The organism is Phormidium sp. FACHB-592 (genome assembly GCF_014695795.1).
Taxonomy (GTDB): Bacteria; Cyanobacteriota; Cyanobacteriia; order Leptolyngbyales; family Leptolyngbyaceae; genus Stenomitos.
Window position 1 is genome coordinate 153,026 of record NZ_JACJOZ010000103.1, and the last position, 17,461, is coordinate 170,486.

The window sequence follows — 17,461 nt, forward strand, 5'->3', positions numbered from 1 at the left end:
GCTGATGGAGCTACTTTACCTAAATACTCTCTCCACGCAGCCTCATAAGTACTTAAAATGCTTCTTTAAACAAGAAAAATCTAGAGCAACGTTGCTCTAGATTTTTCTTCACGATCAAAACATCAAGACATTTGCTGTTCAGCAAACTTAAAGGTTACTGAGCAACAAAGCTCAAATATTTCTGGAATAAGGCGATGTTTGTCACTAAGCCGTAAGCAAACACAGCACCGCCAACACCACCCAGGAAAAAGCCAGTGGCGTATTCGTTCCAGCCTTCAGACGTGCTTAACAGTTGTGGTGGGCTAGGCACGGTGACAGTTGCAATCGGGCTTGGAGGATTGCTAGCGGCATAGAGCGAAAGGCTCAGCGTAGCTATCAAAAGAGTGCCAAGAGTAGCAAGTAACCCTGCAATGGAACCCACCTCTGTATCGCGCAGCGGATTAAATGTGATAAAGGGACCGAGTAGCCAGTAACCATGAGCCAAACCAACTTCAAGTCCTCTCCGCAAAGGAGACAAATTTTGGCGGTAGGCAGGCAAGTTATTGATATATGCGCGTACGAGACCAGACGCATTAATGGGGGTAGCAAGGTTACCAATTTGAGGGTCATCCCAAGCCGCATAGACGACTTCACGATTTCTAGGATCGTTAGGATTCGTGTTAGACCGCTCAATCTTGTCTACAAAATTAGCCATATGCCTTGATTCCTCTTACATGTACATGGCAGTGTGGCACTTATAATAAAGGATTTTGGCTACTAAGTCCTCTTTCTCAAGCTACAGAGTGAGTAGATGGGGATCGTCTTCGGAAGACAGTTGGATTAGTAGGAGATTGGAAGCATGGCGCGATCGCTGAATGGGCTAACGCTCTCTTACTAACTCTGACAACTATGGGTGCAACGCCTAGAGCAGCTTGAATTGTGGAGCAGCTTGAATGAGGCAAGAAGCAGCTTGTTTAGCTCTGCACCAACTGCTCAATCGCCTCCGCTTTCGTCGGTAATGCCGCTGTCAGCACTTCTGAACCCGTTGCCGTCACCAGCACATCATCTTCAATGCGAATGCCACGGACATCAGCAAACTGAGCCAGACGATCCCAATCCACAACCGCTTGATAGCGTGATCGACGCTCTAGATCTTGCAAAATGGCGGGCACTTGATAAAAACCTGGCTCGATCGTGACGACCATACCTGTTTGCAGTGGACGATCGAGCCTCAGATAATTCAACCCAAAACGATCGCTCCGCACGCGCCCAGTTTCATAGCCTGCCAGATCGCCCAAATCTTCCATATCATGCACATCCAAGCCCAAAAGATGCCCTACTCCGTGAGGAAAGAACAGCGCATGAGCATCCTGCTCAACCAGATTATCTACCTGCCCACGCAGAATACCTAAATCTACTAAGCCCGCCGCGATCGTCCGTGCTGCTAGCAAGTGCAGTTCACGATACTCCACACCGGGGCGTATAGCGGCTATACAGGCATCATGCGCTGCCAACACCACATCATAAATTGCCCGTTGTGCCGGCGAAAATTTGCCCGCTACCGCCCAAGTACGGGTAATATCCGATGCCCAACCAGAGGCAGCTTCTGCGCCCACATCTGCAAGCAGCAGATCCCCTGGTTGCATTGGGTGGTGATACTGATTGTTGTGCAGCACTTCGCCGTGAACCGTGACGATGCTTGTGTAAGCACAGGTCATATTGTTAGCAATAATGACACTCTCCATAGCGGCTCGTACTGCTGCTTCTGTACGGGCGTAGGGCGTTGCTGCCATACCTGCTTTGTGAGCAGCAATGCTGACCGTAGCTGCTTTTCGTAATTCTGCCAGTGCAAAGTCATCATGGGTCGTTCGTAAGGAGACGATCGCCTGTGCCAACGCCAAGTCAAAACCTTGGGAATCATCGGCTGATGCAATCGCACGCTTGAGAACTCTAGCTTGGTGCGAGCGAGTCGTAGCATCCTGCACTGCGATCGTTGCCATCTCTGACTGAGAGTCTAGCTCTGCTAAGGGATACGCATCATAGGCACCGATCGCCGCGGCAATTTCATCTCGCGTTGGCGACTCTCCATGCCACAGCGCGCTTCCTGGACTCGCCTCATCCATAAACAAGACCAGCTTGCCACTATCTAAGCAAATCGCAGCATTTTCCAGCGGTAGCCCTGCAAAGTAGAGAAAGTGGCTGCTAGCACGAAACGGAAAGGTATTTGCCCGAAAGTTTCGCGGACTGCTGCTCCCAGACCACAGCAGCACAGGCACGTTTACTAGAGCTGCCAATTTAGTCCGTCGAGTCTGTAACGCAGCGATCAAAGAGGGATTTCGGTCTAGAGTTTGCATGACGCTGGAATTAGTGAGAGAACCGCCTGCTTCATTCTGTCATTTCCAGCCTTGCCAATCAGAAGAAGCAGCGATTCAGATCCCCCACTGCTTGCTGTAGCCATCCTGCAAGCTAACCAGGATCTAGAAGTTGGGGATCTAGAGCTACTCTCATCTTCTTGCAGTTGCCCGTTTTGGTTTCGCGGCTCTAGATTCGATCGTAAACTCAGGAATCTCCTGCAACTCAGCCGCACTCAAACTGTATTGCTCACATACCAGACTCAAGCGTGTGCCGCTAACTCTCACAGGGTTTACAGCATGAGTCAGATCGCCCTGAAAGTGAAGCAGCGTATTAAATGTTGGCTTAATCTGCCCCACCTGCTGCCGATGATTTCGTAGTACCAGTTCCCCACCCTGTAGATTGGTTGGCACCTGCACGTAAAGGACGCTTACGATCGCTGGTGGCTCCACCGTTTTGCAGTACGATCGCAGCGATCGATCAATATGGGGATCAACCCGCGACCCTTCCTTTAGCAGCAGCGGATTGAGGTAAAAGGCATTGCAGTAAGGTTGCAAGGCACGATCGAGATAGGGCGTGAAAAAGGGAAACTGTTGCTTCACTGTCTCTAGCCCAGTTTGCTGAAACACAACTGAGAAGCCCTTCGTACCAACAAAATCGCGGTTCAGATTATTCACCGCAAAATAGGGACACGCCAAGATTTCTCCACGCAACCGATGGAGGTCGGCGATCGCAAAGACATCAGGTTCTTGACGGTAGTAACTCAACGGTGTAGTTTCACTTAACGCAAATTGCAGGCTTTCTATCCTAACCCACCCAAACCTTTTAGCCTTCATCCTTTAGCGTTTCAGCTTCCATTCTTGACCAGCACGCCATTCAAAAAGATGTCTGCCAGCCCTTCCGCCATTTCTTGCATCTCAGCAGGCGATGACCCTTCTCCCATAATCGTGTCCTGACTGAAGCCCGCCACCGCAAACATACCCAGGAACACCCGCGCCACAATCTTTGGGTTCATGCGCCGATAAATGCCCTGATCCATTGCAGATTGAAAAAAGACTTCTGCAACATCCGTCATTTTATCAATGACTTCAAGCTGGATGCGATCGCGCAATTCTGGGTGAAACTGTGCCTCCATAAAGCAGACCTTCAGCATATCGGCGTTCTTGTGCAAATTCAGCATCCGTCGCCGCATCACTTGCGCTACTGCCTTATAGCTACCCATTTCGCTCAGTTCTGTTAGCAAGTCCGTCAAGATTTCGACCCACCCTTGCGTCGCCACCTCAATTAAAATCGCCTTCTTATTCGGAAAGTGACGAAACAGCGTACCCTCAGCGATCCCAGCAGATTCAGCCAAGTCACGAGTTGTTGTACCGTCGTAGCCCAATTTTGCAAACAGCTTCAGCGCCGACTTAAGAATGCGGGTACGCGTTTCGGTCTCAGGTGATGACGGCGGATGGGAAAGACGCATAACGTTCTAGAAATAAGCAGGTTGAGCAAAGACGTAGCGCTATTCTGTATCGCATATTTACTAGGACGGTAAAAGTGTCATAGATCATTACAGATTTGCTAAGGGTGAGCAGTCAAAACGGTGCTGCCGATCAATCTTCCGTCATCCCACCCATTTCCTGGGTAAAGTCGCTGAAAACTGAAATAGCAGCGACCGATCTTTCAGTAATCCTGCCCATTAAGATTTCTTTAAAGGCTGGCAGCATAAACGTATCAGAGTAAATGATTCACAGCACCACAAAACGCTCATCAGAACGCTCTGTGGATAACATCTGCCTCACTAGCAGACGACCACCAAAAAGCTTTCTCATATCTCATTCTTGAGAGGAAGAAATGAACCACTCTAACGCCACCGCTGCCAGTGCTCAAGTCGAACAGTTTGTTTGGATTACTACAGAAACAGCCCTTGACCTAACGACATCATCCCAGCAAGTCACGCCACGGATCAATCGGTTCGCTCCACTTCAACCGATCCGCCAATGGCTGGATAACATTGCTATTCATGACGCCGGAACAGCAAGAACCTTTTGCCAAATCATCCCAGGTCGCTGCCCCTTTGAGCGCACCATTAAACTCTTCGATCGCACCCTTTTCTCCATCCCGCCTCTCTGCAAGCTCAACCCTTTCTATGAACAGGTTGTAGCGCTGCGCTTTCGATCGCTGTGTTACCTAGCTGATGAATGCGGCGAGGATGTGAGCCGCTACTGCTAACTCCCTTGATTAGCTAGTAGAAGGACTGCATTGTAGAGGGATCGCTCACTAAAGGTTGCAAGCGTTACTAGACAGACTGCTAAATGCCCATAACTTAAAGGCATAGATTGCAGCAGCCATGTCCTCAGCTTTTCTGACTTCTTGGAACTTACGTAACAATTAAGCAGAATTTTCGACGGACTGAGTAGAATAGCAAGTAGCTAGTCCATGCCCGACTCACAAACTGGTCATCTATGACTACTTGTTTTCTGGCACCTTTGTACTCTAGCAATTGACGACACGCCATCCAGTCCACGCTTGAAGACTGATTTCCAGTTGTCAACCCCTACTTTGCCAACCATCAAATGCCTGTGATTGAAAGAATTGAGAGAAGACCAAATCGCGATTTACCAGCAATTAACGAACGGATTCGCTTTCCGAAAATTCGAGTGATCGACTCGGATGGTGCGCAGCTAGGGATTATGGTTCCCCGCGATGCCATGCAAATCGCTGAAGAAAAAGACCTGGATCTGGTTCTTGTCAGCGATAAAGCCGATCCACCTGTTTGCCGCATCATGGACTACGGCAAATTTAAGTTCGAGCAAGAAAAGAAGGCTCGTGAAGCGAAGAAGAAACAGCACACCGTTGACGTTAAAGAAGTCAAGATGCGCTACAAGATTGAAGCGCATGACTACGAGGTGCGGATCAACCAGGCGAAGCGGTTTTTGAAAGATGGTGACAAGGTAAAGGCAACCATTATGTTCCGGGGACGCGAGATTCAGCATAGCGACATTGCTGAAGATTTGCTAAAGCGGATGGCAGGCGATCTTCAGGAGCTTGCCGAAGTGCAGCAAGCGCCGAAGCGAGAAGGACGCAACATGATGATGCTATTGGCTCCTAAAAAATAGTGAGTAGCGCTGTTTGATAAGCTGACTAAACGCGCTACTGATAGAGGCACTCCGATTACGTTTGGGGTGCCTTTTTAGTGTGCTCACAGGGTTCATGTCAGAAATTTTTGCCCTGAATGGTCAGCAGCTATCTAAAATGAAAGCCATTCGGGGCAAGCTAAGTTAAACCAATTTAATTCTGCTCGTAACCGATCGCTTGTAGGGGCAAACAACGGCTTGCTCTATCCAACGATGACTCCGTAACAATCGCGCTTTCAAAAGTTACAAGGTGCGATGCTAGCGATCGACAGGTGCCTGTTGGGGTCAAAGAGACATCAGGGTTCGGCTACGCATATAGGATGCAAACGCGGCATGGAACTCAAGCGCCAGTGGCTTAGTGATCATAGTTTGAAGCAGAAACTTCTGCGGTGGGTCAATCTCCGTCCTGAGGAGAGTGAGCGCACGTTTCTGATGTTTGCTTTTTACACAATCACGTCGATCGGGCTGGTATGGTTTGAGGCAAGCACAGTCGCGCTGTTTTTGCAGAAATACAATGCGGAAGATGGGTTGCCCTGGATTTATATTGCCAGTGCGGGCATTGGTTCAGGCTTAGGCTTTGTCTACTCACAGTTGCAGAAGGTGCTACCACTCCGGCGAGTGCTGGTGCTCACGGCATTGCTCATGGCAGCACCGCTACTGCTGTTTTGGTTTGGATTAGACAATCAGTCGTCCCTTTGGGGGGCAACTGTCATCGCGATTACAATCTTTCTCATGCGGCTTTGGCTAGAGGCGATTTATGTCCTCAATGACCTCAATACGTCGATTACAGCCAATCAACTTTTTAATATTCGGGAGATTAAGCGTACCTATCCGCTGATTAGCAGTGGCATTCTCGTTGCCGATGTCATCAGTGGCTTTTCCTTGACCTTTCTAATCGCCTGGGTCGGGTTAAAAAACGTTGTAGCGATGGCTTGCCTGATGATGATCATTGGCGCAGGCATTCTCTTTTATTTAAGCCAGTCGTACCAGCAAGCGTTTCCAGACTCGCTGCGACGCACTTCTGAAGATCGCTTGAGTGAGTTTGCTAATCGCCGCTTGCAGGGTCCGCTCAGGCGCTATGTCGTTTTGCTGTTTACTTTTTTTGTTCTGGCGCAGGTGCTACTGCTGCTGATCGATTTTCAGTTTCTCCGTCAGCTTCAGCTCTTTGGTAATGCAGGTACGATCGCTCAGTTTTTGGGACAACAAAATTCTGACGCAGCGATCGCTAGTTTTTTAGGCTGGTTTAGCGCCATTTTAGGTGTTTGTGAACTGGCAATGCAGTGGCTAGCCTCTAGTCGTGTGATTGAGCGCATTGGCGTCTTTGCAACCGCAATGCTGCTACCAGGCATGATTGGCATTCTGGGGGCAGTGGCAATGACGATCGCGCCAACAGGATGGGTACTAGGACTCTTTGTCAGCCTAGTGGTGCTCAAGTTTCTGGATGAATTGTTGCACTACACTCTGTTTGCCAGCTTAGGTCCTGTACTGTTTCAGCCGATTCCCGACAGTATGCGGAGTGGCATCCAGTCCATCGTGCGAGGCATTGCCGAGCCACTGTCTACTGGTGCCACTGGGCTAGCGCTGCTGGTGTTGGTCTGGTTTAGCCGTAACACTAGCCTGGGTGACATGGGAGTTAATTGGCTTCTGCCCGTCGTCGTCGGTCTATCGTTGCTTTGGGTTCTGACGATCTGGCTGTTGCGTAGCAAGTATGTTGGTCTCCTAGTCATGAGCGCCGAGCGGGGACAACTCAGTGGGGATGTTGATCTGCGGGAACTGAAGCGAGCAGTAATCGAAGCGTTGGATCAGCCTGGAACGGACGTACACAAAGGGTCTTGCATTGAACTGTTAAGCCAGCTTGACCATAAGAATGTCGGTGAAGTACTAGCTCCCTTGCTGGCAAAACTATCACCTGGTTTGCAGCGCAAAAGCCTAGAAGCAATGCTGGCATCCCCTAACCCAGCTTATTTGGAACAGGTGCGATCGCTGATTGATCAATCGCCCTCGCCAGAAGTGCTAGCGGTGGCATTACGCTATGTCTGGTTGACTGAAGACCAGCCAGATATTCGTCAATTACGCCCTTACCTGCGTCCAGAGGTCGATTCAGTGGTGCGAGGGACAGCAGCATCACTGATGATGCGACGGGGCAACCCCACACAAAAGGCAGAAGCTACCAATACGCTACGGTTTATGCTGACCCATAAGCAGGAGAAAGAACGCGTTATGGGTTGTCGTGCGTTGGGAGAGGCCGTTTATCTACAAGCGTTGCGGCTCTATATTCCAGACTTGCTACAGGACGAGTCGTTACGGGTACGCTGTGCGCTGTTGGAGGCGATCGCTTCCACTCATCTTGAGGAATTTTACCCATCGTTATTACGTGGGCTGTACTACAAGTCCACCCGCGAAGCAGCGATGCAGGCATTAGTGCGCTTGGAGAATGATGCCATTCCCATGCTAGTAGAACTAGCAGAAGACACGCATAAGCCTGAGCTAGTAAGACTCCATGCATGGCGAGCGATCGGGCAAATTGGCACCTTAGAGGCACTAGATGCGCTGATTGCTCACTTGATGACAGCATGGGGCACCGATCGCCGAAGCATTCTGCGTATTTTGCTAGAAATGCCTCGTGATTTGGGGATTGATAGTGTGTCCGATCGTTTAGGCAGACGTGGCATTGAACGACTGATTGACCACGAACTCATGTTTGTAGGGCAGCTTTATGCCGCGCTACTTGACTTGACACCGACGCAAGTCTGGGGGCGTGAGGCAGACCTTTTGCGACGCTCCCTACGCGATTTGCAGGCTGATGCTGAAGAGCGCCTATTTCTACTCATGAAGTTTTTGTACCCGATCGGGTCAATTAAAGCCGCTGCGTTTAACTTGCAGTCAAACTCGCGCAGTAGCATGGCACGTGGACTCGAAATTTTGGACAATACGCTTGATATTCCCAGTAAACGTGCCTTGTTAAGCTTGCTCGATCGCAACTCTGACCTAGACAAATTACAAAGTTTGTCAGACTTAATGAGCTATGAACCCATGGCTCCCAGTGATCGACTGCGTCATTTACTTGATTTGCGTCACTTTTTGTCGGATTGGTCGCTCGCCTGCTGCTTTCACTTAGCGCGGCAGGCGCGTTGGAGTCTGACACCGGAACAGACAATTGCCTGCCTGCGACATCCCAGGGGGTTTGTGCGTGAATCAGTGCTCGCATACCTTAAAATGGCATCGCCGCGTGCTTTGATGAGGTTATTGCCGATGCTAACTCATGACCCAGACCCGTTAGTGGCTGATCAAGTGCAGACGATCATGCGAGAATTTGCATCAAATTCGGCAAAAACAGTGAACCAGACCGCAAAACGAGGCAATAATGTGATTAATTTTCCAAATCGAACTGGATTGGAACCAATCTAGTTAGGTTTCCTGACACATCATGGGCACTCTAGGAAAAGCCTTGTCTCAACCGTAGATTTTTGCGATCGTCTAACATCGATCTGCTCACTACGTAGCCGACACTTGGTATAGCCACTCACGTCTCCATGTCTCGGGTCTAGAGTTCTTTGTCTCAGCTCCAGCTCAAGCCGCTATCGATTTATGTTAACCAGCGTCGATCGCTTACTGTTTGTCCGGCAAGTTCCCATCTTCAAAGAGTTGCGGGATGACTTTCTGGTACGGTTGGCATCCATTATGGATGAGTTGTCGTTTCCAACCAACCACACGATTTTTACGGAAGGGCAGGAAGGGCGATCGCTCTATGTGGTAGTGTCCGGCAAAGTGAGCGTTCACATCGGCAAACAGGAAATTGTGCAGCTTGAGCAAGGAGCTTGCTTTGGCGAAATGTCTCTTTTTGACGCAGAACCTCGTTCTGCCTCTGTTACCACGCTGGCAATCTGTGATTGTCTGGTGCTGACACAGCAGCAGCTTTACGAGGCGATCGACGAAACGCCCGGTATTGCTGTTAACATCATTCGCCTGCTTTCACGCCGTATCCGCGAACTAAACCAAAAGATGAATCACATGAAAGCACCTGTGGTTCCTCCCCCGCCGCCACCAGTATTTAGAACGGCGCGACGTTAAAAGACGTTCAAACTAGGCAGTTTCAAGCCAGTCAAAAATTCGGTCAAGCTCTTCTAGCGTCACCAGTCCATACTGCCAGAGAAGCATCGGCAGCAGGGTTGCACTGAATTCTTGGTGACGCTTGACTGTGGCGATCGCTGAGTCCGAAATCGCCAGTTCTTCTTGTAAAAATTTAATTAAACGGGCTTCCATTGAGCCTCCATCTAGCCGCTCACGGCAGTCTTATGTTTGTTGAACTACTTTTGTTAACTTTTACAACGTACTCTCATAAATAATGTAAGCCATTCTACAAGAACGTGCTGCTCAAATCACAAATTTGAGCCATTAGATAGAGACTGTTACAATGCGTGGAGGAAATACCCTCAGTAGTTAGCCTGAAAGCACTCGCTTCAGACTGGCTAAGACTGCCGTCTGACTGGTAACAAATTAGTCTCTTTCATCTTCACTGTCAGGCTCTCATTTTCCCGATCGGAAAACCGAACCGCTTAAGTCATCACAGAGGTAGGAAACCGTTCCATGAGAGCTGGTAGCACCGGACATGGCTCACGGTCTTGTAGGTTTTCGGGCTTGTTCCATGTGAACGGCGCTTTCCGTGCTGCGGAGAGCCACAGCAAACGTTTTGCCCGCGTCATTGCCACATAAAGGAGACGGAATTCCTCAGCGGTTTTAAGGTTTTTAGCCCGCTCCCAAGCAGAGGCAAGCGATGGCAGCGGAAACTGGTTATGTAAACTGGCACGAATCTGGGCACGGGCAACTTCTGCTAGCGTAAAATCGCCCAGAAACTGTGCCTGCGGTGGCACCCATTGGCTACCGGGAATAGTTTGCTCATGCAAAAACGGAATGAACACGTAATCCCAATCCAGCCCCTTCGCTTTATGCATGGTAATCACAGTAAGCTGCCCTGAGCGAGTGTAGCGCTCTTCAGTATCGTCTGCATCAACCGGCTCGAACTGCTCTGAAGCCACAATCTCGCTTAAGATCCCTAGAATTGCTGAAAGCGCATTGTTTTCTGTCTGCTGGACAAGGCGTTCTGTCAGCTTATCAGCAGTTGCCAACTCGGTCTGCTCGTAGTCAAGCGTCAAAGCGAGGAAGGGGATGAGCTGGGCAGGCGGAAGCTGCAAGCGGGCGTTCAAGAGACTATTGCAGTAACGGCGGGCTTCAACAACGGCTTCTGGTTGTACTGGATCAAGAGGACCGGGATAAAGGAATTGCTCTGGAAAGCTAACAAGAGCGTTGAGATCTTGAGTGGAAATACGCTTTCGCGTCACCAAAACGGTTAAAGCGGCTTTGAGATAATCGGGCGAGTGGGGGCGATCGAGAAATTGCAGTAGGGTTAGCATTTCTGCCGGAACGTGGGACTGGCGATCGCGCTGCCCCACCTCATACACAGGTAGGGTATCCCCGTACCAGCGATACAGTTCCTTTGCTACAAAGCGCCCCTGGTCATTTGTCCGCACTAGCACAGCCGCTCGCCCGTCTGGATGTTGCTTGAGTAATTGCAGCACTCGCTGACCGATATGCTCTACTGTCTGGTACACATCTTCGGGTGTATAGAGTTCCAGTCCTTGTCCTTCTGGCACAGGGTTAGCATTGGGCTGAGGATCGTTAGACGCAACGGGGCGAATGGTCTGCACACGAAACGGTTGCTCTGTGCCTGCAAGGTTTGATTGGTTCACCCACTGAAGCACAAAGTTTGCTGCCTCGATAATCGGACGGCTACTCCGTCCCGCTTGCGTCATCGTTGCAAGCCGATTCTGAGTGCGGCACGCTTCGCAAAACTCCCGAAAGAAGATGGGGTCTGCGGGCGTAAAGGTAGAATTGATTGCCTGGTTTGGATCGCCAACTCGGACGAGATTGATGCGATCGTAGCTCGTTGGGTCAGCCGGGTCAGCCGCCAAAATCTCTAACAGCCGCGTCTGTAGGGGACTGGAATCCTGTGCTTCATCCTCAAAAACAGCAAATACCTGCTGTTGCCAAGACTGACGCACCTGGGGATCGTCCAGCACACGCAGCGCTGCCAAAATCATTTCGTCGTAGTCGATTAGGTTGCGAAAGCGGAGTTGGGTTTGGTAAAACTCGTACAAACCTGCCGCGATCGTCAGCACAGAATAGGGATCGTCTATGTCATTGCTCTGCGATCGCAAATCGTCTGGCAATAAACCAGAACTCTTCGCCTCATGAATCACTGTGGTTGCTAACGTAGGCAGCACCTCTGTTCGCAGCACTGACTGGCGGCGTAGACGCTCCGTTTCCTCACCGTCAAACTGCCGTCCTTCTAGCAGCGTTTGATAGTGGCGCGCATTTGCCGAAATCCACTGCTCAACACAGGTACGAATCAACCGATGGTTCTGATCGGGTGTTACCAAGACGCTATCTGGGTTCAAACCTGACAAGGCTGGATGGGCACGAGCGATCGACCAGGCAAGCCCATGCAGCGTTTGTACGACAAAGCCCCCTGGCGGCAGCCCCAATGCTTTCAGGTTGGCGCGAATCTTTGTCTTCAGGTTTGCTGCTGCCGAGCGCGTAAAGGTCACTACTACCAACTGACGACGAGCGTGCAGTTGCTGCTGTGCAATAGCGATCGCGGCGGCAACTGCCATCCCCGTAGATTTTCCCGCTCCTGGTACTGCTGAAACCGCCAATGCTCCGCCTGTCCATAACGCAATCTCACGCTGTCCCGGTCGTAACGTATCGCGAAGTTGATCGAGTGAAGCGTTGGTAGAACCTGTAAGCATAAAGCGTGATGAGCATAAACGAAGTGGAAAGACAGGCTTCTAAGGCTGAAGTACTTTACCGTACTCATTTTGGTGAGCAGCTTTTTCTCACACTGCCGCTCTCATACTGCCACTGCCTTCCTATTCTGCCTGATTCGCCAACGAGTCAATTATCGTCTGTTTAAACGGATGCTCCACACTCCTTCTAAAAGCATGAACAATCAGCTCTTGCTTCCTTGAAGCGGTAGGGATAGAGGCGTATTAACGCATGAAACTGGACAATGCTTGGGCATAACCCAGACATTTAGCGAGGGGATGAGGAGAAAGCCGTCCTTGCAACAGCGCTAAAAGTCAATCACGCCAAAAGTATAACTGTTGCCACAGAAGTTAGGATGTTGGGATTAAAAGAGTCGTGGCAATGTTACCCCTTACCAGGAGTTTTAGCCCTGCACCTCGCTCTCGTCAATCTGACTTTTGCTATAGCAACTTACAAAAGATAGAAACACTATGACAACTGTTGTTGAGCGCATTCAGCAGTTTAATCAAAACCGTAAACCAGAGCTTCTTGACCTGAAGTATCAAACGATGCGTGAAAATGCGTTTGCCTTTTTGCGCGGCACCTGTCACTTATTTTACAAAGATCTTCCAGCTAGTTCCCCACTTAATACAGCACCACCAGTTTGGGTTTGTGGCGATTTGCATTTAGAAAACTTTGGCAGTTATAAAGGGAACGATCGCCTCGTCTATTTTGATGTCAACGATTTTGATGAAGCGGCTCTTGCACCTTGCACCTGGGATTTGGCACGATTTCTTACCTCAATCCTGGTAGCAGCTCATAACCTTAAGCTGGAAGAAGCCGAGGCTCGGGCGCTCTGCCAAAATTTTCTCATTGCTTACACTAAAGTGCTGGCAAAGGGGCAAGTTGGCATCGTTAACCGGGAGACAGCTACGGGCTTAGTGAAAGAGCTACTGCAAAGTCTTAAAAAGCGTAAACGTAAAGACTTTTTAAACGAGCGAACGAAGAAGGTTGGCAAAACTCGACGGCTTCTCATTGACGAAAAAACACTAGCGATCGACTCAAACCAGCGGGACAAGATCGAGGCATCGCTTGAAATTTGGGCAGCCAAGCAAAAGAAACCAAAATTTTTCCGCCTGCTAGATGCCGCTTATCGCGTTGCTGGTACTGGCAGCCTGGGGCTTGAACGTTACATTCTCCTGGTTAAAGGCAACGGTTCACCTGACAGCAACTATCTTTTGGATCTTAAAACGGGCGTCTCCTCTTCCCTTCAGCCCTACGTACTTTTGCCACAGCCGTATTGGGCAACCCAAGCAGAACGCATTGTTACCATACAGCAGCGCCTACAATGGGCACCACCAGCTTTGTTAGACACAGTATCACTTGACGGTCAGTCTTACGTTCTGCGCGAACTCCAGCCTACAGATGATGCCGTGAAACTCGAGCAGTGGAACGGCAAATTAGGTCGTCTGCGTAAGGTAATTGAGACGATGGCAGGCATAGCGGCCTGGGGACATTTGTTAAGCAGTGGACAACAGGGTCCGGCGATCGCGGGTGACCTCATTGCCTTTGCCCAATCCATTGACTGGCATCAGACTGTATTGACCTATGCCCACGATTACGCCATCCAAGTCGAAGCTGACTACGAGACATTCCGCCATGCCAAGTTGTAAAGAAGAAAATAGCAGGATTGCCTGCTACAACAAGGTGACAGGGAGGAGGCATATAGTTGAGGAGGCATACAGTTTCAGTATGGCGCGTAAGGGTTAAGAGGAAATTGCACAGCAGTAGGCGGTATCTTACGCCAGAAGGCTGTAAAAATGCGCGTTATCACGGTTTCAGTTACGAAGAGATTGCAGAGACAATAGAGCTATTCCAGTAAAGTTTCTTTTGATTCTTAAAATCATCCCCTCTGGAGCCTTTTAAAAAGGTCAAGTTCATGCCATCCCCCAGCCGCTCTCAAACACCCACAAATCACCTAGACCAGACTCCTAAAATACTAGAATCTCGCGACCAATATCGTTCCTGCCATATCTGCCTACCAGAGGAAGAATATCGGGTTGCCGCTGTGATGGTTGATGGCAAGTACTATGGTCTTGCAAAAGTGGTTCCAGACCGCCAACGATCGCTGGAAATTGCCAATCGGCTGCTCACAGCAGGCACCGAAGCTGTAATTACCAAACTGGCAAAAGGCTATGCCATTTGGCGGCTAGAGCCTGAAGCTTACACAGAGCTATGTCCTAGAACGACTCGCCGTCAACGTAACCGTTAAGCAACAGTCTACGTTGTAGAGCTTTAAAGCTGAGGCAACGAAAATAAACTAGCTTCAACATAAATTAGCTTCAACAAAAGCGGGGTCAGACAATTAGTGTCCGACCCCGCTTTTGCTAGGTGACTATTTGGTCTGTGAAAGCAGTCTTAGCTCAGAAGTAGGCTATAGAAGGCTTCCAACAAGACTCTTAATTAACTGGATTTACAGAACCCGATGCTTGAGGTGCTACTTCCATGCTTACCTGCACATCAGGAGGCAAGATGACCTTGTTGACTGCGTGAATAACGCCGTTACGAGCTTCAATATCAGCTTGAATCACTTGAGCATCGTTAATCGTCACACTGCCAGCATTAGCCTGAATGTTTAACGGTGAACCCTGGACAGATTTTGTTTCACCAGATTCAATTTTGCTGGAATCAACTTTGCCAGGAACAACATGGTAGCTGAGAATTTTGATCAGCGTGGCGAGGTTTTCAGGTTGCACCAACCGCTTGATCGTGCCTTCAGGTAAAGCAGCAAAAGCACGATCGGTCGGTGCGAAGACAGTGTACGTTCCCCCGCCTGCTAACTGACGGCTCAACTCACCATTGCGATCGGCAACACGCAGTAGAGAGTTAAGGATGTTGAAGGAATCGCTTTTTTCGACGATCGTATCAATACTAAGTGAAGCCGAAGACTCTGGAACCGATACGCTTGACTGATTAGGGCTTTGCAGGGGTGTACTAGAGGGTTGAACTGGAGCACTTTGCGTGGGCACTTGTTCCATTGGAGCTTGCTGCGTTGGCGCTTGATCGCCAGGTGCGGCTTGAGCAGGGCTGGGTTGTATTGGGCTGTCTACCTGACCTGCACCAGCAGGAGCCGTCATTGTATCCGGAGTCTGCTGGGCATTAGCAACGAGATTAATACCTGTGGTTACACCAGCCGCAGCCAAAAAACCTACAAGTAGCTTAAGTGAGTAATTCACGGTTTGCTCCTTGGTTACAAACGTTAACATTGCCTAGCTTAAATAGTGATTTATCTATTCACCTCTGCCATGTGAAGTACGCCTGAAGGTAGATTTGGTACTGTGATATTGCATCTTTTCTATAAAAGGAGCCGTTCTAATAGGCTTAGGATGGTTACGTCAGCACTTCTTCGCTTACGCTTCAGCTTTTTACCCCTTAGCATTTACCACTCATGGTTGCTTTTCCTCAGACTTTAGATGATGCGATCGCGCAGGCGCAAAGTGCCACTCAAGCGGCGATCGCGGCTGGCTATACCCGTTTACAGATTGACCTCTTGTTACCAGAGCTAAAGCCTACGCCAGTCGCCCTTCAGTACCTTCCAGTGTTTAGCGAGCTAGGTGCAGGGCTGAAAATATTTTTTACTGATGCTGGAGCTGCTGCGTTAGCCCGACGTGACTGGGGAATGCTATCGCATCAAATTTGTAGCTTAGATGTAGCCGGTGCGCGGCAAACAACCCCGGTTGAAGAGCTAGTAAGTCCCAATGACCAGGTTTTTCTCTTTGTCGCACCATCTACGGTCGAAGTGTCACCTGTTGAACAAGTTTGCACCGTTGCTGGCGATCGCCCTGTTATCTTGCTGGCTCCCCGTCTAGAAGATATTGGCGCAGTTGGGATCGGCTACACAGCGCGTAAAATTCGCGAACGTTTTCTCAGTACGTTTGAGCCTTGCTACTATGTACGCCCACTCGATCAAGCGGCTTTATTACGCTGTTACCCGTCGCCTTGGCAAATTTGGCTAGAGTCAGATGAGGCTTACACACTGGCTGCAGAAGAACTGCTCAAGCCAAGCTCTGAAAAGCTAGAGGAAATTTTGCTTCGAGTGGGTGGTGCTCAAGCAGCACCAAAGCGGAGTTTTATAGAGGAAATGCAACGCTTCCTTAGGGCGCTGGTGCAGTAACCGATCGCTAGGGATGAATAAAGGTTTAATGAACTTTGGGCAGCAAGTGTAAGCTTTAATACCTGGCACGAGAACGTCAAATAAATCAGGGCATAATGAATATATTGCTTACAAAGTATCCTCGTTATAAAGGGTTTGAGTAAGCCTCTGCTTGGTTCATTAGTGCTCTGTACCTCGTTTTGGTAGGCGTACAGTTTTTTAAGCTTAGACAAGACTATACAAAAGGCGATCGCAGATGGGTGAAGCTAATCATCGTCGTATTATTATTGGCGATGTTCACGGTCACTACGAAGGTCTGATGCTACTGCTAGAAGCGATTGCGCCTGGCACGGATGATCAGGTTTATTTTTTAGGCGACCTAATCGACCGTGGACCAGAAAGCTCTAACGTGATCAGCTTTGTGCAGCAGCATGGCTACAACTGCTTACTGGGCAATCATGAACAGCTTTTGCTAGAAGCCTTTCCTAATGGACGAACGTTTCATCCAGCTCTGCAAGCGTGGCTATACAGTGGTGGACGCGCCACGATCGCTAGCTACGGTAGCAATGGTATTCTCGCCGACCATCTCGACTGGCTGAAAACGCTACCGACCTATATAGATCTAGGCGATTTATGGCTGGTTCATGCTGGTGTCCATCCTAATTTGCCTCTTCAAGCACAAACAAAACAAGAATTTTGCTGGATTCGCGACGAGTTTCACAGCAGTTCTAAGCCTTACTTTGCCGACAAACTGATTATTACCGGTCACACCATTACGTTTACGCTGCCCAGAGTTGCTCCTGGTGAGCTAGCGCGTGGAAATGGTTGGCTAGATATTGACACGGGCGCGTATCATCCTAAGAGTGGCTGGCTCACTGGTGTCGATATGACTAATCGCTGCGTTTATCAAGCCAATGTCTTTAATCGCTCCATCCGAATGCTACCGCTTGATGAGGCTATCACAGATGTTGAGCCAGCGCAGGTTGTAGCACATCGGCAGGCACTCTTTCTCTAGTGCCGCGCTGCTTCTGTATGGGTCGAGAGAAAGCACATT

Annotated in this window: 15 protein-coding genes; 8 read left to right on the top strand and 7 right to left on the bottom strand. The window is 49.5% G+C overall.

All coding sequences use genetic code 11. From position 1 onward, the window contains the following. Positions 1-154: 154 nt before the first annotated feature. The 4 genes from H6F86_RS27420 to H6F86_RS27435 all read right to left on the bottom strand — a co-directional run bounded on the left by H6F86_RS27420 (position 155) and on the right by H6F86_RS27435 (position 3,799). Complete coding sequence (locus H6F86_RS27420; protein WP_190453359.1) at positions 155-694, bottom strand: photosystem I reaction center subunit XI; 540 nt, start codon at positions 692-694, stop codon at positions 155-157. A gap of 259 nt (positions 695-953) precedes the next feature. Further along, on the bottom strand, positions 954-2,333 hold the full coding sequence (locus H6F86_RS27425) for an aminopeptidase P family protein (RefSeq protein WP_190453362.1): 1,380 nt from the start codon (positions 2,331-2,333) through the stop codon (positions 954-956). Between the two features lie 150 nt (positions 2,334-2,483). Beyond that, on the bottom strand, positions 2,484-3,098 hold the full coding sequence (locus tag H6F86_RS27430) for a 2OG-Fe(II) oxygenase (protein ID WP_190453365.1): 615 nt from the start codon (positions 3,096-3,098) through the stop codon (positions 2,484-2,486). An 80-nt stretch (positions 3,099-3,178) separates the two neighbouring features. Then, entirely contained in the window at positions 3,179-3,799 is a 621-nt protein-coding gene (locus H6F86_RS27435; RefSeq protein ID WP_190453369.1) for a TetR/AcrR family transcriptional regulator, read from the bottom strand. A gap of 371 nt (positions 3,800-4,170) precedes the next feature. Here H6F86_RS27435 and H6F86_RS27440 point away from each other — a divergent pair, with 371 nt between their 5' ends. From H6F86_RS27440 to H6F86_RS27455, 4 genes are all read left to right on the top strand, one after another. Further along, positions 4,171-4,548, top strand: coding sequence for a Mo-dependent nitrogenase C-terminal domain-containing protein (locus H6F86_RS27440; RefSeq protein ID WP_190453372.1), 378 nt, complete (start codon positions 4,171-4,173; stop codon positions 4,546-4,548). Between the two features lie 344 nt (positions 4,549-4,892). Beyond that, the gene (gene infC / locus H6F86_RS27445) at positions 4,893-5,435 is read left to right on the top strand and encodes a translation initiation factor IF-3 (RefSeq protein ID WP_190453374.1); all 543 of its coding nucleotides are present in this window, start codon (positions 4,893-4,895) and stop codon (positions 5,433-5,435) included. A 351-nt stretch (positions 5,436-5,786) separates the two neighbouring features. Beyond that, positions 5,787-8,861 carry a HEAT repeat domain-containing protein gene (locus H6F86_RS27450; RefSeq protein WP_190453377.1) on the top strand — a complete coding sequence of 1,025 codons (3,075 nt, stop codon included), beginning with the start codon at positions 5,787-5,789 and terminating at the stop codon, positions 8,859-8,861. A gap of 180 nt (positions 8,862-9,041) precedes the next feature. Beyond that, complete coding sequence (locus H6F86_RS27455) at positions 9,042-9,524, top strand: Crp/Fnr family transcriptional regulator (protein WP_190453379.1); 483 nt, start codon at positions 9,042-9,044, stop codon at positions 9,522-9,524. Positions 9,525-9,536: 12 nt separating this feature from the next. On the opposite strand, the gene H6F86_RS27460 is transcribed toward H6F86_RS27455, so the two are convergent. Then, the gene (locus H6F86_RS27460) at positions 9,537-9,716 is read right to left on the bottom strand and encodes a DUF2949 domain-containing protein (RefSeq protein ID WP_190453384.1); all 180 of its coding nucleotides are present in this window, start codon (positions 9,714-9,716) and stop codon (positions 9,537-9,539) included. A gap of 293 nt (positions 9,717-10,009) precedes the next feature. Next, positions 10,010-12,259 (bottom strand): ATP-dependent helicase, encoded by a 2,250-nt coding sequence (locus H6F86_RS27465; RefSeq protein ID WP_190453387.1) that lies wholly within the window; start codon positions 12,257-12,259, stop codon positions 10,010-10,012. Positions 12,260-12,745: 486 nt separating this feature from the next. On the opposite strand from H6F86_RS27465, the gene H6F86_RS27470 reads away from it, so the two are divergent. Both H6F86_RS27470 and H6F86_RS27475 read left to right on the top strand, forming a co-directional pair. Then, positions 12,746-13,927 carry a DUF2252 domain-containing protein gene (locus H6F86_RS27470; protein WP_190453390.1) on the top strand — a complete coding sequence of 394 codons (1,182 nt, stop codon included), beginning with the start codon at positions 12,746-12,748 and terminating at the stop codon, positions 13,925-13,927. 266 nt (positions 13,928-14,193) lie between these two features. Then, a complete protein-coding gene (locus tag H6F86_RS27475; protein ID WP_190453393.1) occupies positions 14,194-14,526 on the top strand; it encodes a hypothetical protein in 333 nt (110 codons plus the stop codon). 187 nt (positions 14,527-14,713) lie between these two features. On the opposite strand, the gene H6F86_RS27480 is transcribed toward H6F86_RS27475, so the two are convergent. Next, positions 14,714-15,490 carry a fasciclin domain-containing protein gene (locus H6F86_RS27480; RefSeq protein WP_190453396.1) on the bottom strand — a complete coding sequence of 259 codons (777 nt, stop codon included), beginning with the start codon at positions 15,488-15,490 and terminating at the stop codon, positions 14,714-14,716. 212 nt (positions 15,491-15,702) lie between these two features. Here H6F86_RS27480 and H6F86_RS27485 point away from each other — a divergent pair, with 212 nt between their 5' ends. Next, the gene (locus H6F86_RS27485) at positions 15,703-16,428 is read left to right on the top strand and encodes a DUF1995 family protein (RefSeq protein ID WP_190453399.1); all 726 of its coding nucleotides are present in this window, start codon (positions 15,703-15,705) and stop codon (positions 16,426-16,428) included. Between the two features lie 235 nt (positions 16,429-16,663). After that, positions 16,664-17,422, top strand: a complete 759-nt coding sequence (locus H6F86_RS27490; protein ID WP_190453402.1) for a metallophosphoesterase family protein — start codon at positions 16,664-16,666, stop codon at positions 17,420-17,422. Positions 17,423-17,461: the final 39 nt, after the last annotated feature.

Coding starts and splice junctions, on each gene's coding strand:
- H6F86_RS27490 (WP_190453402.1), top strand. CDS start 16,664: ATGGGTGAAGCTAATCATCGTCGTATTATTATTGGCGATGTTCACGGT.
- H6F86_RS27450 (WP_190453377.1), top strand. CDS start 5,787: ATGGAACTCAAGCGCCAGTGGCTTAGTGATCATAGTTTGAAGCAGAAA.
- H6F86_RS27470 (WP_190453390.1), top strand. CDS start 12,746: ATGACAACTGTTGTTGAGCGCATTCAGCAGTTTAATCAAAACCGTAAA.
- H6F86_RS27455 (WP_190453379.1), top strand. CDS start 9,042: ATGTTAACCAGCGTCGATCGCTTACTGTTTGTCCGGCAAGTTCCCATC.
- H6F86_RS27475 (WP_190453393.1), top strand. CDS start 14,194: ATGCCATCCCCCAGCCGCTCTCAAACACCCACAAATCACCTAGACCAG.
- H6F86_RS27485 (WP_190453399.1), top strand. CDS start 15,703: ATGGTTGCTTTTCCTCAGACTTTAGATGATGCGATCGCGCAGGCGCAA.
- infC (WP_190453374.1), top strand. CDS start 4,893: ATGCCTGTGATTGAAAGAATTGAGAGAAGACCAAATCGCGATTTACCA.
- H6F86_RS27465 (WP_190453387.1), bottom strand. CDS start 12,259: ATGCTTACAGGTTCTACCAACGCTTCACTCGATCAACTTCGCGATACG.
- H6F86_RS27435 (WP_190453369.1), bottom strand. CDS start 3,799: ATGCGTCTTTCCCATCCGCCGTCATCACCTGAGACCGAAACGCGTACC.
- H6F86_RS27420 (WP_190453359.1), bottom strand. CDS start 694: ATGGCTAATTTTGTAGACAAGATTGAGCGGTCTAACACGAATCCTAAC.
- H6F86_RS27425 (WP_190453362.1), bottom strand. CDS start 2,333: ATGCAAACTCTAGACCGAAATCCCTCTTTGATCGCTGCGTTACAGACT.
- H6F86_RS27460 (WP_190453384.1), bottom strand. CDS start 9,716: ATGGAAGCCCGTTTAATTAAATTTTTACAAGAAGAACTGGCGATTTCG.
- H6F86_RS27440 (WP_190453372.1), top strand. CDS start 4,171: ATGAACCACTCTAACGCCACCGCTGCCAGTGCTCAAGTCGAACAGTTT.